The sequence below is a fragment of the Streptomyces diastaticus subsp. diastaticus genome, from assembly GCF_011170125.1.
In the GTDB taxonomy this organism is placed as follows: domain Bacteria; phylum Actinomycetota; class Actinomycetes; order Streptomycetales; family Streptomycetaceae; genus Streptomyces; species Streptomyces diastaticus.
On record NZ_BLLN01000005.1, the window covers coordinates 585,233 to 601,089 of the forward strand.

Below are 15,857 nucleotides of genomic sequence, written 5' to 3' on the forward strand. Positions count from 1 at the left end.
TACGCCGGGCGTGCGGCCGAAAGCCGTGGGAGGCGGCCGTTTAATCGGTTGCCGGTGCGTTCCCGGCAGGCGAGGCTGTCACGGTTTGCTCCTGCTCCACCGAGTTCCGCTCCCGCTGCACCGAGTTCTGGGACACCATGCAGATTCGCGACCTTCCGTACACCGATCCGGGCGAGCCCGACACGCGCTCCGGACCCCGATTCCTGATCTGGCTGGGGCGCATGCAGCTCGGCGGCCAGTGCAAGTCGCTCGCCTGGGGGTTGCTGCACTTCCTCTCCATCGCCGCCCTGCCCTACGGGGTGGGTATCGCCGTGGAGGCGGTGGTGGCGGGCGAGAGCGGCGGCCTGGCGTTGGCCGGCGGAGTGCTGGCGGTCTTCGGCATCGGCGTCGCGGCGGGCGACCTGATGCTCCACCGCACCTCCGTCACCAACTGGATCACGGCCGCCGCCCGGGTCCAGCAGTTGCTGGCGCGCCGCACCGCCGTACTGGGGGCGGCGCTGACCCGGCGGGTCGCCGCCGGCGAGGTGGTCGCGGTCTCCACCGGCGACGTGGAGAAGATCGGCTGGTTCGTGGAGGCGCTCTCCCGTTTCACCGCGGCCGCCGTGACCGTACTGGCGGTCTGCGCCGCCCTCCTCGTCTACCAGCCGGCGCTCGGCGGGGTCGTCGCGGTCGGCGTACCCGTGCTGGCCCTCGCGGTGCTGCCGCTGCTGCCGCCCGCCACCCGGCGCGCCGACCACCAGCGGGAGAAGGCCGGGCGCGCCACGGAGCTGGCCTCCGACACCGTCGCCGGGCTGCGGGTGCTGCGCGGGATCGGCGGCGAGCAGCTCTTCCTCGGCCGCTACCGCGACGCCTCCCAGGAGGTCCGCCGGGCCGCCGTGCGCAGCGCCCGGATGTGGGCGCTGATCTCGGCGGTGCAGGTGCTGTTGCCGGGACTGCTGCTGGTGAGCGTGGTCTGGTACGGCGTGCATCTGGCGCAGCTCGGGCGGATCACGGTGGGCGAGCTGGTCACCGTGTACAGCGCGGTGATGCTGCTCGCCTACCCGCTGCGCCACTTCGAGGAGATCGCCATGGCCTACTCCTTCTCGCGTCCCTCGGCGCAGCGCGCGGCTCGGGTGCTGGGGCTGCGCCGGGAGGACGCCGGGGCGGACGCGGTCCCGGCCGGGCCCGGGGGCGAGGTGCCGCGCGGCGACCTGTACGACCCGGCGACGGGGCTGCTCGCCCCCGAGGGCGTCCTCACGGCGGTGGTCTGCGGGGACCCGGATCTGGCGGGCCGGCTGGCGGAGCGGCTCGGCGGTCACGCGCCCCGGGACGAGGACGCCGCGCCGGTGCCCTCGGCGCTGCTGGGCGGGGCCGCCCTGGACGAGCTGCCGCTGGCCGTGGTCCGCGCGGCAGTGCTGGTGCAGGACAAGGACCCGGTGCTGTTGTCTGGCACCCTCGCCGAGCTGCTCGACGTACCGTCCTCGGGCCGGGTCGCGGGCACCGAGGCGCTGACGGCGGCGTACTGCGGTGACGTGCTGGAGGCGCTGGCCCAGGCGTCGGCGGAGCCGGACGGCGACCCGATGCGGACCCGGATCACCGAGCGGGGGCGGTCGCTCTCCGGCGGCCAGCGCCAGCGGCTGGCGCTGGCCCGGTCGCTGGTGGCCGACCCGCCGGTGCTGGTGCTGGACGAGCCGACCTCGGCGGTGGACGCGCACACCGAGTCGAGGATCGCCGCACGGCTGCGGGCCTCACGGGGCGGGCGGACCACGGTGGTGCTGACCTCCTCGCCACTGCTGCTGGACGGCGCCGAGCGGGTGGTGCTGATCGACGGGGGCGCCGCGGCGGCCGTCGGCACCCATCAGGAACTGCTGCGGCGCGACCCGCGGTACCGCGCGGTGGTGACCCGCGAGACGGAGGCGGAGCAGGACGCCCGCGAGGCGTCGGGCCCCCGGGGCACCGGCGAACGGAACGAGATCGAGGAGAAGGCATGATCGGGCTGGCACCCCCCGCCCACGACCCGGCGGCGCCGACCGAGGCGACGAAGCTGCCGGTGGCCGGAGCGGCCACGGTCCGGGCGTACGTCGCCGACCTGGCCCGGCGCCACCGCACGGCGTTTTTGATGCTGGTGACGGTCAACGCGGTCGCGGTGATCGCCTCCATGGCCGGGCCGTACCTGCTGGGCGGGCTGGTCGAGGACGTCTCGGCGGGCGCCGCGGACGTGCCGCTGGTCCGTACGATGCTGCTGTTCACCGCCGCCCTGGTGGTGCAGGCGTTCTTCATCCACCGGGTGCGGCTGCGGGGCGCGATGCTCGGCGAGGAGGTGCTGGCCGATCTGCGGGAGGACTTCCTGGTGCGTTCGGTCGAGCTGCCGCCGGGCGTGCTGGAGCGGGCCGGGACCGGTGACCTGCTCTCCCGTATCACCACCGACGTCGACCGGCTCGCCGACGCACTGCGGGAGGCGGTGCCACAACTGGCGATCGGCGCGGTGTGGATCGTGCTGCTGCTCGGCGGGCTGACGGTGACGGCGCCGACGCTGGCGCCCGTGGTGCTGATCGCCCTGCCGCTGCTGCTGGTGCTGTGCCGCTGGTACTTCCGGCGGGCCCCGGCCGCGTACCGGTCGGAGGCGGCCGGGTACGCGGCGGTGGCCTCCGCACTCACCGAGACGGTGGACGCGGGGCGGACCGTGGAGTCGCTGCGGCTGGGCCCCGAGCGGATCGCCCTGTCCGACCGCCGGATCTCGGAGTGGACGGCGTGGGAGCGCTACACCTTGTGGCTGCGCTCCGTCCTGTTCCCCGCGGTCTCCGTGACCCATGTCCTGGTCCTCGCCTCGGTGCTGCTCATCGGCGGTGTCTACGTGCTCCAGGGCTGGATCGGCGTCGGCCAGCTCACCACGGCGGCGCTCATCTCGCAGATGCTCGTCGAACCGGTCGGCATCGTGCTCCGCTGGTACGACGAGTTGCAGGTGGCGCAGGTGTCGCTGGCCCGGCTGGTGGGGGTGCGCGAGGTGGAGCCCGAGCCGGGTGACGCCGCGGAGCGGCCCGAGGGCCGCGCGGTGCGCGCCGAGGACGTCCACTTCGGCTACCGGCCGGGCGTGGACGTGCTGCGGCAGGTGACGCTGGCGGTCGAGCCGGGGACCCGGCTGGCGCTGGTGGGCCCCTCGGGCGCGGGCAAGTCGACGCTGGGCCGGCTGCTCGCGGGGATCTACGGGCCGGGCAGAGGGCGGCTCACCCTCGGCGGCGCGGAGCTGGCGCGGATGCCCGCCGAGGAGGTCCGCTCGCACGTGGCGCTGGTCAACCAGGAGCACCACGTCTTCGTCGGCTCGCTGCGGGACAATCTGCGACTCGCCCGGACGGACGCCGGGGACCAGGAGCTGTGGCGGGCGCTGGCGGCGGTCGACGCGGAGAGCTGGGGCCGGGCGCTGGCCGACGGGCTGGACACCGAGGTGGGCTCGGGCGCGCTGGCGCTGACCCCGGCGCAGGCGCAGCAGGTGGCGCTCGCCCGGCTGGTGCTGGCCGATCCGCACACGCTGGTGCTGGACGAGGCGACCTCGCTGCTGGACCCGCGTGCGGCGCGGCACCTGGAGCGGTCGCTGGCCCGGGTGCTGGAGGGCCGGACGGTGGTGGCCATCGCGCACCGGCTGCACACGGCGCACGACGCGGACCTGATCGCCGTGGTGGAGGGCGGCCGGATCACGGAGCTGGGCCCGCACGACGAGCTGGTCGCGGCCGGCGGCGCGTACGCGGCGCTCTGGCGCTCCTGGCACGGGTGAGACGGCGCGGGCCCCCTGCTCCGCGGAGCAGGGGGCCCGCGCTTCAGACGAGGTTGAGGGCGGAGATCCCGCCTATCCCGCCGAGGAGCATGAAGGCCGGCATCAGGACCTTGATCTCCACCCAGCTGCCGGCCTTGAACCGCATCGCCTTGGGCGGGCCGACCGGGTACCAGCGGCGGCGGCCGACGGGGATGGGCCACAGGATCGGGCAGCCGGAGACGGTCAGGGCGTCGCCGATGTCGTGCACCAGGGCGCCGAGGATGATCGGCAGGCCCAGCCACAGGTACTCCTGGCCGGGCTCGGTGAAGAGCCATCCCGCGCCGTTGCCCGGCTCGTCCAGGATGCCTGCCAGGATCCAGGCCCCGGCGGCGCCCAGCAGCCAGACCAGGACGTCGCTGGAGACCCGCGCCTGCCGCCAGAGCAGGCCCTCGACGGCGAGAACCATGTGGATGAAGAGAAGGGCGAGCACCGCCCACCGGCCGCCGAGCACGGCGGCGGCCGAGGAGCCCGCGCCGATCAGCACGGCCCAGACCCAGGTGTGGGTCAGCGTGCGGTGGCCGCCGTTGCGCCGGGGGTCGCCCTTGCCCCGGGTGGACTTGTAGACGGCTGCCGAGAGCCGGTCGATGATCTCGCAGAGGCCGCGGGATATGGGGCCGAAGGCTCGGGAGATGGTCGCCGACTTGTGGTCGAGGTCGGGGGCGAGGGCGGCGCCCGCGCAGATGAGCGCTCCGGTGACCAGTACCGGCCACGGCATGGTGTGGCCCATCGCGGTGGCGAGCGCTCCCACGCCCAGCCAGGCCGCTGCTCCCGACAGTGAGTGCGCCGGTCCCATCATGGCTGTGTCCCCGCCCCTTGCTTCCGCTGTCCGTGTGCCGTCCCGCGGGCAGCGGGCGCGGTGCTCGCCGCGCCGGTGCCGCCGGTGGTCCGATCGCTTCCGTTCGCTGCCCAGTTGGCGGTTCACCTTAGCGTCGATGATCTTCGCACGGTCGTCCGATTCCGTGATCGGTACGGAAGGAAGGCAAGATGGGGGCGTGACCCTTATCGATCAGCTGCCGCCGGACGCCGACCCCGATGCCCTCTTCGACGCCTTCTCGTCCTGGGTCGAGGAACGGGGCATCACCCTCTATCCGGCCCAGGAGGAGGCGCTGATCGAGGTGGTCTCCGGGGCCAATGTGATCGTGTCCACGCCGACCGGGTCCGGCAAGAGCCTGGTCGCGGCGGGCGCGCACTTCGCGGCGCTGGCCCAGGACAAGGTGACGTTCTACACCGCGCCGATCAAAGCGCTGGTCTCGGAGAAGTTCTTCGACCTCTGCAAACTCTTCGGCACCGAGAACGTCGGCATGCTGACCGGCGACGCCTCGGTCAACGCCGACGCGCCGGTGATCTGCTGCACCGCCGAGGTGCTCGCCTCCATCGCGCTGCGCGACGGCCGCGCGGCCGACGTCGGCCAGGTCGTGATGGACGAGTTCCACTTCTACGCCGAGCAGGACCGGGGCTGGGCCTGGCAGATCCCGCTGCTGGAGCTGGAACAGGCGCAGTTCGTGCTGATGTCGGCGACCCTCGGCGACGTCGCGATGTTCGAGAAGGACCTGACGCGCCGCACCGGCCGCCCGACCTCGGTGGTCCGCTCGGCGACCCGCCCGGTGCCGCTGTCGTACGAGTACCGCACGACGGCGCTCACCGAGACGCTGACCGAGCTGCTGGACACCCGGCAGGCGCCGGTCTACATCGTGCACTTCACGCAGGCCCAGGCGGTGGAGCGGGCACAGGCGCTGATGAGCATCAACATGTGCACGCGGGAGGAGAAGGACCGCATCGCCGAGCTGATCGGCAACTTCCGCTTCACCACGAAGTTCGGCCGGAACCTCTCGCGGTACGTCCGGCACGGCATCGGGGTGCACCACGCGGGGATGCTGCCGAAGTACCGGCGGCTGGTGGAGCGGCTGGCGCAGGCCGGTCTGCTGAAGGTGATCTGCGGGACGGACACGCTGGGCGTCGGCGTCAACGTGCCGATCCGCACGGTGCTGTTCACCGCCCTCACCAAGTACGACGGCACCCGGGTGCGGGTGCTGCGCAACCGTGAGTTCCACCAGATCGCGGGCCGTGCGGGCCGGGCCGGTTTCGACACCGCCGGGCTGGTGGTGGCGCAGGCGCCGGAGCACGTGGTGGAGAACGAGAAGGCGCTGGCCAAGGCCGGTGACGACCCGAAGAAGCGGCGCAAGGTGGTCCGCAAGAAGGCACCCGAGGGGTTCGTCGCCTGGTCGGAGCAGACCTTCGAGAAGCTGATCGCCTCCGAGCCGGAGCCGCTGACCTCGCGCTTCCGGGTCACCCACACGATGCTGCTGTCGGTCATCGCCCGGCCGGGCAACGCCTTCGAGGCGATGCGCCACCTGCTGGAGGACAACCACGAGCCGCGCAAGCAGCAGCTGCGCCACATCCGGCGGGCCATCGCCATCTACCGCTCGCTGCTCGACGGCGGCATCGTGGAGAAGCTGGACGAGCCGGACGCCGAGGGCCGCATCGTCCGGCTCACCGTCGACCTCCAGCAGGACTTCGCACTCAACCAGCCGCTCTCCACCTTCGCGCTGGCCGCCTTCGACCTGCTCGACCCGGAGTCGCCGTCGTACGCGCTGGACATGGTCTCGGTGGTCGAGTCGACGCTGGACGACCCGCGCCAGATCCTGCACGCGCAGCAGAACAAGGCGCGCGGCGAGGCGGTCGCGGCCATGAAGGCCGACGGGGTGGAGTACGAGGAGCGCATGGAGCGGCTCCAGGAGGTCTCCCATCCCAAGCCGCTGGAGGAGCTGCTCTTCCACGCCTACGACACCTACCGGCAGAGCCACCCGTGGGTCGGCGATCACCCGCTCTCCCCGAAGTCGGTCATCCGCGACATGTACGAGCGGGCGCTCTCCTTCACGGAGTACGTCTCCTTCTACGAGCTGGCCCGGACCGAGGGCATCGTGCTGCGCTACCTGGCGAGCGCCTACAAGGCGCTGGAGCACACCGTCCCCGACGACCTGAAGTCGGAGGACCTGGAGGATCTGACGGCGTGGCTGGGCGAGTTGGTACGCCAGGTCGACTCCAGCCTGCTCGACGAGTGGGAGCAGCTCGCCAACCCGGCGGAGATGACGGCCGAGGAGGCGCGAGAGAAGGCGGACCAGGTCAAGCCGGTGACGGCCAACGCCCGCGCCTTCCGGGTGCTGGTCCGTAACGCCATGTTCCGCCGTGTGGAGCTGGCCGCCCTGGACAACCTCGCGGAGCTGGGAGAGCTGGACGGCGACGCGGGGTGGACCGCCGAGCGGTGGGGCGAGGCGATGGACGCGTACTGGGACGAGTACGACGACCTCGGTACCGGTCCGAACGCGCGCGGCCCCAAGCTGCTGCTCATCGAGGAGCGGCCCGAGGACGAGCTGTGGCGGGTCCGCCAGACCTTCGAGGACCCGAACGGCGACCGCGACTGGGGCATCAGCGCGGAGGTCGACCTCGCCGCCTCCGACGCGGAGGGCCGGGCCGTGGTCCGGGTCACCGACGTCGGCCGGCTGTGACGCCGCACGGGCCACCGGGCCGAGGACACGGGAGGGACGGGACATGACGAACGCAGCCGAGCAGCTGGTGGAACTGCTGGACCTGGAGCGGATCGAGGTCGACATCTTCCGGGGGCGCAGCCCCCAGGAGTCGCTTCAGCGCGTTTTCGGCGGCCAGGTCGCCGGGCAGGCGCTGGTCGCGGCCGGGCGCACCACCGAGGGCGACCGGCCGGTCCACTCGCTGCACGCCTACTTCCTGCGCCCGGGGACGCCCGGGGTGCCGATCGTCTACCAGGTGGAGCGGGTCCGCGACGGCCGGTCGTTCACCACGCGCCGGGTCACCGCGGTGCAGCGGGGCCGGACGATCTTCAATCTGACGGCCTCCTTCCACAGGCCCGAGGAGGAGAGCTTCACCCATCAGCTCCCGCCCGCCCGGAGCGTGCCGGACCCGGAGACCCTGCCGACCGTCGCCGAGGAGGTCCGCGAGCACCTCGGCGAGCTGCCCGAGGCGCTGGAGCTGATGGCCCGCCGTCAGCCGTTCGACATCCGGTACGTGGACCGGTTGCGCTGGTCGCCCGAGGAGATCGAGGGGGCCGAGCCGCGCAGCGCGGTGTGGATGCGTACCGTCGGCCCGCTCGGTGACGACCCGCTGGTGCACACCTGCGCGCTGACGTACGCCAGCGACATGACGCTGCTGGACGCCGTCCGCATCCCCGTCGAGCCGCTCTGGGGCCCGCGCGGCTTCGACATGGCCTCCCTGGACCACGCCATGTGGTTCCACCGTCCCTTCCGCGCCGACGAGTGGTTCCTGTACGACCAGGAGTCCCCGGTCGCCACGGGTGGCCGGGGACTCGCCCGCGGCCGGATCCACGACCGCGAGGGCAACCTGCTGGTCTCGGTCGTCCAGGAGGGTCTGTTCCGGAAGCTCACCCGGTGAGCCCGGGCGAACAGCCCGAGGACGTCCCCGCTCGCGCCCCCGGCCCGGCGGCGCAGGCCCTCGCCGCGGTCCGGCTGCGCGAGGAGGGCCGCCCGCGGGAGGCGCGCGAGCTGCTTCTGCCGCTCTGCGCCGCCCATCCCGAGGACGCCGGCCTCGCCTACCAGACGGCGTGGGTGCACGACGTGCTCGGCCTGGAGGCGGAGGCGGTCCCCCACTACCGGCGTGCACTCGCCCTGCCGGGGCTGGCCGAGGCCGACCGGCGCGGGGCGCTGCTCGGCCTCGGTTCGACGTACCGCGTGCTGGGCCGGGCCGAGGAGGCGGTGGAGACGCTGAGCGGCGGGGTCAGGGAGTTCCCGGACGACGCGGCGCTGCGCGCCTTCCTCGCCATGGCCCTGTACAGCGCCGGCCGGCCCAAGGAGGCTCTGGAGCTGGCCCTGGCGGTGCTGGCGGACACCAGCGCCGATCCGGGGATCGCCGCGTACCGGCGGGCCATCCGGCACTACGCGGATGATCTGGACGACCTGTCCTGACCGGCCGGGGTCTGCCGGGCCCGGCTCCGGCCGTCCTTGCGGGCGGGCCCGGTGGAGCCGGGGCCCGGTGGCTGGGGCGGCCGGTTCGGTGTGGGCCTGCGCACGCTCCCAGCGGGGCGTCCGCAGAGGCGGGCGGGTCGCGGCGGGCGCCGGACCGCGTGCTGTGCCGGGTGCGCCGTCGCGCGGGCCTCGTCGACCAGTCCGGCGAACTGGCCCGCGTACCGCTCGGTCTCGGGGCCGGGGAGCGCCCGGGTCAGCGGCTCCAGAACACGCTCGGCGGTCCTGCTCCGGGCGCGGGCGAAGAGCGCGCGGGGGCGGACGGCTTCGAGGTGCCGCAGTTCGTCGGGGGTGAGCAGCGCGGCGGGGTGCGGGCGCGGCAGGAGGGCGGCCACGGCGGCGGCCCGTTCCCAGGCCGTTCCGGCGCGGTCGAGGCGCTGGGACAGGACCCTGCGGCGCCAGCTGCGGGGGCGGGCGTCGTCGCCGGTGGCGAGCAGGCGGCGCAGTGGCGCGGGGAGCTGCCCGGTCAGAGGGACGACCTGGTGGCGGCGGACCGTGCGGAGTTCCTCGGCGAGGTAGCGCCAGACGACGCAGTGGTAGCGGTTGAGCCGGCAGCGGACCGGGACGAGCAGGCCGAGTCGGGCCAGCTTCGCGAAGCGTTCCTCGGTGATGCCGAGCAGCGCGGCGCCGTCGCGCGCGCCGGTCGTGGCGACCTGGGCGCGCAGCCCGTCGGGGCCGTCGAGCGAGCCGTGCAGCCGCCGGATCTCGCCGGCGGGTACCTTGGGCCGCTCCCCCGGTCTCCCGGTGCCGCGGGTGGTGGCCAGCAGGCCGAGCCCGACGGCCGTCTCCACCTCGCTCTGCCGCAGTCCGAGCGCCCGGGCGGCGGCCTCGGCGCTCAGCGTGACCGGTCCGGCCGGCTCCGGCGGAGCGCTCCAGGGGGCGGCGTCCGGCCCGGGAACGGCGCGCGGCGCGGGAACGGCTGAGGAAAGGTCAGAAAACGGCATGGTCGGTTCTCCCCGTGAGCGGTGTCGTGCCCTGGAGAAGAACCGTAACCGCGTCGCGGAGATCTCGCCGAGCCTGTGGACAACTCCGAGGTACGGCGGATCACCGCAGGTCAGCGGCCGAGCAGCCCACCTGGGCGGCTCTCCGGGATGCGCACGTCGACGCCGAGGTGCTCACCCACCCGGTTGACGAGGAGCGTCATCTCGTAGGCGACCAGGCCGAGGTCGGCGTCGGCCGAGCTGAGGACGCACAGGCAACTGCCGTCACCCGCGGCGGTCACGAAGAGGACCGCGTCGTCGAACTCGATCATCGTCTGCCGGACCGCGCCCGCCCGGAAGTGCTGGCCGGAGCCCTTGGCGAGACTGTGCAGCCCGGAGGAGACGGCCGCGAGGTGCTCGGCGTCCTCCCGGGCGAGGTCGCTGCTGGCCCCGGTGACCAGGCCGTCGTTGGAGAGGACGAGGGCGTGCCGCACGAAGCTCACCCGCTGGGTGAGGTCGTCCAGCAACCAGCCGAGTCCCTTTTTCTGTGCCATGATCCGGTCTCTCCCCGTGTCCGTCCCCCTGCCCGGAGGATCTGGTCCGCAAGCCTTCCCCACTGCCGCCGTCCGGGCAAGCAAGATGGGGACATGGCTCAGAAGATGACTGAAGCAGCATGGCGCGCATTCGTCTCGGAAGGCACGCGAACCGCCAAAGTGGCCACGGTACGGGCGGACGGGAGCCCCCATATCGCCCCGGTCTGGTTCGTTCTGGACGGCGGGGACGTGGTGTTCAACACGGGAGCGGCCACGGTGAAAGGCCGCAATCTGGCCCGGGACGGCCGGGTGTCGCTCTGCGTGGACGACGAACGGCCGCCGTTCTCCTTCGTGGTTCTCCAGGGGCGCGCCCGGCTGAGTGAGGACCCGGCGGAGCTGCTGCACTGGGCGACCCGCATCGCGTCCCGTTACGTGGGCGAGGACAGGGCCGAGGAGTTCGGCGCCCGCAACGGGGTGCCCGGTGAACTCCTGGTGCGGGTCGAGGTGGAGAAGGTCACCGGGATCGCGGACGTGGCCGACTGACCTCCGGCGGCGGGTCACCCGACGGCGGTCCGCAGCCGGGCGGCGTGCCGCCTCCCCGCGTGCTCCACCAGGCTGACCAGGACGCCCTTGACGGCCGCTCGGTCGCGGACGTCGCAGAGGAGGACCGGGGTGCGGGAGCCCAGGCCGAGGGCTTCGGCGGCGTCCTCGCCGTGGTGGCCGCGGACGCCGCCGAAGCAGTTGACGGCGACGACGTGAGGAATCTCGCGGTCCTCGAAGTGGTCGACGGCGGGGAGGCAGTCGGGCAGGCGGCGGGGGTCGGCGAGGACGACCGCGCCCAGGGCACCGCGCGCGAGATCGTCCCCGAGGAACGAGAACCGGTCCTGGGCGGGGGCGCCGAAGAGGCAGAGGGCCAGGCCGTTCTTGAGGGTGATCCGGCCGTAGTCCATGGCCACCGTCGTACCGGCCGGCCGGGTACGCGGGCCGCTCGCCGGAGCCTCGGTGCGCAGCGGGCGTGTCTCGCTGACCGTGCCGACGAGAGTGGTCTTGCCTGCCCCGCAGCCGCCCGCGACGACGATCTTCAGCGTCAAGGGCGGCTCGCCGGCACCGGTGACGGCGGGCTGGAATGCGTTCATGTGCGGTCTCGTCTCCGGGTGGTCCGAGCGCGCCGGCCAGGGTGTCGGCACGGGGCTCCCCTGGCTCCGGGACGTTAGCCGCGCCGGTGGCGCACGGCGAGGGCGCGTTTCGGAAACTACCGGGAACGGACCGTGTGTGTCGGCCCGCGATCAGCGCGGGACAGCCGATGTGCACCCGTGCACGGGAGATCATGGGCGGATGAGCCACGATCACGCACACGTACGGGAGTTCTTCACGCCCCGCGCCGCCGGCTGGGACCGCAGGTTCGCGGGTGACGGCCCGGCCTACGAGGCGGCCGCCGGGGCACTCGGCCTCCGTCCGGGTGACACGGTCCTGGACGCCGGGTGCGGCACCGGCCGGGCGCTGCCCGCGCTGCGGGCGGTCGTCGGGCCGTCGGGGACGGTGCTGGGCGCCGACCTCACCGAGGCGATGCTGGCCGAGGCGGCCCGGGCGGGCCGCCGGGAGGCCGGGGCGCTGCTGCTGGCGGACGCCGGGCGGCTGCCGCTGCGCACCGGCGCACTGGACGCGGTGTTCGCCGCGGGACTGGTCTCGCACCTCGCGGACCCCGCTGCCGGGGTCCGCGAGTGGGCGCGGGCGGTGCGGCCCGGCGGCACACTGGCGCTCTTCCACCCGATCGGCCGGGCCGCCCTCGCCGCGCGGCAGGGGCGCACCCTCGCCCCGGACGACCTGCGTGCCGAGGGACCGCTCACGGCGCTGCTGGAGGCGAACGGCTGGCGCATCCGGTCGTACGCGGACGAGCCGGAGCGCCACCTCGTCCTGGCCGGGCGGGCGGGGTGACCGGCCGGCCCGGTCAGCCCTCCTCGCCCGCCGTCTCCGGCACCCTGTCACCGGCCGGGGCGGACTGGTGCGGGACGGGGCAGCCACGGACGCCGGGAACCGGGAAGGTGCCCAGCTCCGCGACACGGTAGCCGTCCGGGTACCCCTTGATCTCCGGGTTCTGCCGTGCGTAGTGCGGCTCGGTGCGCGGGGCCATCAGCCGGACCGCCCGGCCGCGCAGCCGGACGGCGCCCCGGACCACACGCCGGGTGAGCGGGCCGGGACGGTCGTAGCGGAAGGCGTCGAGGAGCGGGGCGTCGAGCAGGGCGAGGGTGGCGGTGCGCAGCAGCGGGGCGAGTGGCCTCGGGTACCAGGAGGCCATCAGGTCCAAGGTGGCGTCGGAGACGGTGCGGGCCTTCTCGTCCCAGCCGAAGTGGTCCCGCTCGTAGGAGTCGAGGAACTCCTCGAAGGCGGCGTAGTCCTCGGGGACGTCCCGGATGCCCAGGTGGCGGCCGAGGGTGCGGTAGTACGCGGCGGCGGCCTCGGCCTCGTGACGGGAGAGGCGGCGCCAGCCGTACCGGTCGATCCAGCGTCTGGGGACGACGACGAAGGTGCACAGCACGTACCGCATGTCGTCGTCGCTGATGTCGTAGCTGCGGTGCATGCGGTTGATGCGCCGGATCGCGGTGCGGCTCTCCTCGTGGTCGAAGCCGTGCTCGACCACGGCGTCGAGGAGGAGCGCGGTGTCGTCGTACCGCTTCTGGGTGCGCTCGGTCAGCTCGGCGGTCTCGGCGAGGAGCCGGCCGATGCTGGGGACGGCGTAGGTGCGGTAGAGGGCGAGTTCGAGGGCGCGGGCGTAGTCCCAGGGGAACTCGTGGGTGGCGGTGAGCCGGTAGATCTCCAGGTGGTCCTTCTCCGGGTCGAGCGTACGGATGTGCCGGAGCCGGTCGTAACGCTGCACTGGCTGCCCCCTTCGGTCGTCGGCCCGTCAACTCTACGGTCCGTCACGGGTGGTGGCGCCGTGTCATTCCGGCCTCCCCGGACCGGCCGGGCGGCGGCCCGCGCCGGGTTCGGTGAACGTCCGGGAACGGTGGCCGCGGGACTCTCGACGCCTGGGTTACCCACTGGTTAGGGTGCGCCGACGACAGCGCCCGGGCCTCGCCCGGGCGCGGGACGCGGGACCGATGACGTGGGGAGCTGTCATGGCGGACGTCGAGGGCGGCGGGCATCGCGGCGGTGCGGCCGAGGCCGGCGAAGACTCGCTCTACGTGCTGACCGCGATGGTGATGACGCCGAGTCGTTTCCCCGGGGTCCTCGGTGACGATTTCCCGGCGGCCTGTGCGGCGCTGGGCCTGGTCCCGGCGCCGGACGGGTACGGCCTGGTCCTGGGCCAGGACGGCGCGGGGGCGCGCTGGACGGTCGTGGTGGACGACGTGCCGCTGGTCGCGGTGGCCGTCGCCGCCTGGGACTGCGGCATGGAGTACGACCTGTCGCCACGCGAGGAGACCGTGGTGGCGGCCCTGCCGGGGTGGCCCCTGGAACTGGCGGTGCGGACGCCCGGTGTGCCCGCCCCGCACGACCCGGAGCCCGACACCGAGCTGGCGGCTCTGCCGAGGCTCGCCCCGCCAGACGCCGGGCAGTGGGGCGGGGCGCAGCGGCGGCTCGGGGCGGACGAGATCGCGCTGCGCTGGGCCGAGTGGCGCCAGGAGACGGACACCTCGGAGTTCACCTGGTCCGGTCCGGCAGAGCCCGGCGCGGAAGGGGCGGACGGCGGCGAGGACGGGGCGGCCGGCGGTGAGGCCGCACACGCGCACCCCGGGGTGCGCCGGGCGTTGCGTGAGGCGCACGGCTACCTCACGTCGCCGCCTCCGCCGGGCCGGGTGCGTTCGGCCTTCGCCTCCGGCGAGGCGAGGACGCTGCGGGCCGACGGGCCCGGCTGGTCGCTGGTGGCACGCACCGACGACATCGCCTACGTGCTGCTGGACGAGGAGCCGGGCCAGGTGCTTCCGGTGGGCCGGGGCGCACGGCTCCCGGCGCTGCTGGAAGGGCTGGCGGCGCTCGCGCCCCGGGAGACCTGAGGCGCGGGCTCCCCACCACACCGCGCCGGGCCCCCGGGTGTGGTGCCGGCCCATGGCTGGGCTGCCGGGGCCGCCGCACGATAAGGCGCTCACAGCGTCCGAACGTGCTTGCCCGGGAGGCATGTCATGAGGTTTCTTCGCAGGGTGGAGCGGGCCGGGGCCCGGTCGGCGGCGGACGGCGGGCCCCTGGCCGGGGAGGAGGGCCCACGAGGGTTCCGCTCCCCCGCGCGCACCCGCCCGCCCGGCCCCGTCGTGGTCCTGCTGGCCACCACACTGGCAGCCGTCGCGGCGACCGGGGCGGGCCCGGCGGCCGGGGCGGACCCCGAGCGGGGCGCGGGATGCGCGGGGCCGGAGCGACTGCCGGTGCCCGGCGCCGAGCACCAGCGGGTGGTGTGTCTGCCCGATCTGACGACGGCTGGGCTCGCCGGGACCCCGTACACGGACATGGCGGACCAGGCGGGGCTGACGGCGGCGGGGACACGGAATCCCTCGGGGGTGCCGGGGCGTCAGGTGGACGGCTACTTCCCGGACGACTCCACGTTCAACACCACGCACGGCTGGAACCACGACGCGCAGTTCGTGATCCGGCTGCCCGAGCGGTGGAACGGCGGCCTGGTGGTGACCGGCGCCCCCGGCACCCGCAAGCAGTACGCGACGGACACCGCCGTCTCCGACCACGTCCTGGCGCGCGGATACGCGTACGCGGCGACCGACAAGGGCAACAGCACCGTCGACTTCCACCAGGACGGCAAGAGGCCCGGTGACGCGGTGGCCGAGTGGAACCGGCGGACGACGGAGCTGACCCGGGCGGCGAAGAAGGTGATGGCCCAGCGGTACGGGAGGGCGCCGCGCCGCACCTACGTCACGGGCCTCTCCAACGGCGGCTACCTGACCCGCTGGCAGCTGGAGAACCGGCCGGAGCTGTACGACGGCGGGGTGGACTGGGAGGGTTCGCTGTGGACGGCCGACGGGCCGAGCCTGCTGACCTCGCTGCCGACGGCGGTGGCGCACGGCATCGGCGCGGCCGACGACAGGGCCATGTACCGGGCCGGGTTCGCGCGCGGCTCGGAGTTCCTGTGGGAGTACCACCGCACCGCCTACTGGGGCGTCACGCAGAAGACGTACCGGGCGGAGTTCGACCCCTCGTACGACCCGGCCTGCCCCGGTGCCTCGGCCGGTTCGACGGTGGAGGAGATCCTGGCGCCCTGCGCCTCGGACGCCCGCTACCACCTGGAGCGGCGTCCGGCCTCGGTGCGGCGGGCGCTGGGGAAGGTGGCGCTGACCGGCCGGATCGGCAAGCCGCTGCTGACGCTCCACGGCGACCTGGACACCCTGCTGCCGCTCGCCGCCGACTCGGCCGTCTACCGCCGGATGACCGACCGCGCCGGCGCCGGGCGGCTGCACCGCTTCTACACGGTGGCCGGGGGCACCCACACCGACGGCTTGTACGACAGCCACCCGGACCGGCTGCGGCCGATCCTGCCGTGCCACCGCTCGGCCTTCGACGCGCTGACGGCCTGGGTGGAGCGGGGCACGCCGCCGCCGGCCGACCGGACCGTGGCCCGGCCGGCCGGCGGTGACGTGGTGAACTCCTGTCCGCTGCGGTGAGGCGGCGG

Annotated in this window: 14 protein-coding genes; 9 read left to right on the forward strand and 5 right to left on the reverse strand. The window is 74.1% G+C overall.

The annotated features are described in order from the left end of the window. The first annotated feature begins 137 nt into the window (after positions 1-137). The gene (locus Sdia_RS20185; RefSeq protein ID WP_189499902.1) at positions 138-1,970 is read left to right on the forward strand and encodes an ABC transporter transmembrane domain-containing protein; all 1,833 of its coding nucleotides are present in this window, start codon (positions 138-140) and stop codon (positions 1,968-1,970) included. Further along, positions 1,967-3,748 (forward strand): ABC transporter ATP-binding protein, encoded by a 1,782-nt coding sequence (locus Sdia_RS20190; protein ID WP_100453777.1) that lies wholly within the window; start codon positions 1,967-1,969, stop codon positions 3,746-3,748. The genes Sdia_RS20185 and Sdia_RS20190 overlap by 4 nt, the downstream gene beginning before the upstream one ends. Before the next feature lie 43 nt (positions 3,749-3,791). Here Sdia_RS20190 and Sdia_RS20195 read toward each other — a convergent pair whose 3' ends face one another. Continuing rightward, a complete protein-coding gene (locus Sdia_RS20195) occupies positions 3,792-4,583 on the reverse strand; it encodes a metal-dependent hydrolase (RefSeq protein WP_100453776.1) in 792 nt (263 codons plus the stop codon). Positions 4,584-4,719: 136 nt separating this feature from the next. Between Sdia_RS20195 and Sdia_RS20200 the strand changes: the two genes are divergently transcribed. The 3 genes from Sdia_RS20200 (at position 4,720) to Sdia_RS20210 (ending at position 8,739) form a co-directional block, all read left to right on the forward strand. Continuing rightward, positions 4,720-7,293 (forward strand): DEAD/DEAH box helicase, encoded by a 2,574-nt coding sequence (locus Sdia_RS20200; RefSeq protein ID WP_100453775.1) that lies wholly within the window; start codon positions 4,720-4,722, stop codon positions 7,291-7,293. Between the two features lie 43 nt (positions 7,294-7,336). Continuing rightward, positions 7,337-8,209 (forward strand): acyl-CoA thioesterase, encoded by an 873-nt coding sequence (locus Sdia_RS20205; protein WP_100453774.1) that lies wholly within the window; start codon positions 7,337-7,339, stop codon positions 8,207-8,209. Positions 8,210-8,283: 74 nt separating this feature from the next. Beyond that, positions 8,284-8,739 (forward strand): tetratricopeptide repeat protein, encoded by a 456-nt coding sequence (locus Sdia_RS20210; protein ID WP_207205796.1) that lies wholly within the window; start codon positions 8,284-8,286, stop codon positions 8,737-8,739. Here Sdia_RS20210 and Sdia_RS20215 read toward each other — a convergent pair. Together Sdia_RS20215 and Sdia_RS20220 are read right to left on the reverse strand one after the other, a co-directional pair. Next, the gene (locus Sdia_RS20215; RefSeq protein WP_189499901.1) at positions 8,709-9,740 is read right to left on the reverse strand and encodes a DUF6397 family protein; all 1,032 of its coding nucleotides are present in this window, start codon (positions 9,738-9,740) and stop codon (positions 8,709-8,711) included. The genes Sdia_RS20210 and Sdia_RS20215 overlap by 31 nt on opposite strands. Before the next feature lie 110 nt (positions 9,741-9,850). Then, on the reverse strand, positions 9,851-10,270 hold the full coding sequence (locus Sdia_RS20220; RefSeq protein WP_100453771.1) for a roadblock/LC7 domain-containing protein: 420 nt from the start codon (positions 10,268-10,270) through the stop codon (positions 9,851-9,853). Between the two features lie 93 nt (positions 10,271-10,363). On the opposite strand from Sdia_RS20220, the gene Sdia_RS20225 reads away from it, so the two are divergent. After that, positions 10,364-10,792 (forward strand): PPOX class F420-dependent oxidoreductase, encoded by a 429-nt coding sequence (locus tag Sdia_RS20225; protein WP_115069313.1) that lies wholly within the window; start codon positions 10,364-10,366, stop codon positions 10,790-10,792. 14 nt (positions 10,793-10,806) lie between these two features. On the opposite strand, the gene Sdia_RS20230 is transcribed toward Sdia_RS20225, so the two are convergent. Continuing rightward, positions 10,807-11,385: a GTP-binding protein gene (locus Sdia_RS20230; protein WP_100453769.1), complete on the reverse strand. Its 579-nt coding sequence runs from the start codon at positions 11,383-11,385 to the stop codon at positions 10,807-10,809. Between the two features lie 199 nt (positions 11,386-11,584). On the opposite strand from Sdia_RS20230, the gene Sdia_RS20235 reads away from it, so the two are divergent. Next, a complete protein-coding gene (locus Sdia_RS20235; RefSeq protein WP_100453768.1) occupies positions 11,585-12,184 on the forward strand; it encodes a class I SAM-dependent methyltransferase in 600 nt (199 codons plus the stop codon). A 13-nt stretch (positions 12,185-12,197) separates the two neighbouring features. Here Sdia_RS20235 and Sdia_RS20240 read toward each other — a convergent pair whose 3' ends face one another. Then, the gene (locus Sdia_RS20240) at positions 12,198-13,124 is read right to left on the reverse strand and encodes an oxygenase MpaB family protein (RefSeq protein WP_100453767.1); all 927 of its coding nucleotides are present in this window, start codon (positions 13,122-13,124) and stop codon (positions 12,198-12,200) included. A 241-nt stretch (positions 13,125-13,365) separates the two neighbouring features. Here Sdia_RS20240 and Sdia_RS20245 point away from each other — a divergent pair, with 241 nt between their 5' ends. Further along, the gene (locus Sdia_RS20245; protein ID WP_115069312.1) at positions 13,366-14,241 is read left to right on the forward strand and encodes a hypothetical protein; all 876 of its coding nucleotides are present in this window, start codon (positions 13,366-13,368) and stop codon (positions 14,239-14,241) included. Positions 14,242-14,367: 126 nt separating this feature from the next. Next, positions 14,368-15,849 (forward strand): tannase/feruloyl esterase family alpha/beta hydrolase, encoded by a 1,482-nt coding sequence (locus tag Sdia_RS20250; protein WP_229830361.1) that lies wholly within the window; start codon positions 14,368-14,370, stop codon positions 15,847-15,849. The last annotated feature ends 8 nt before the right edge of the window (positions 15,850-15,857 follow it).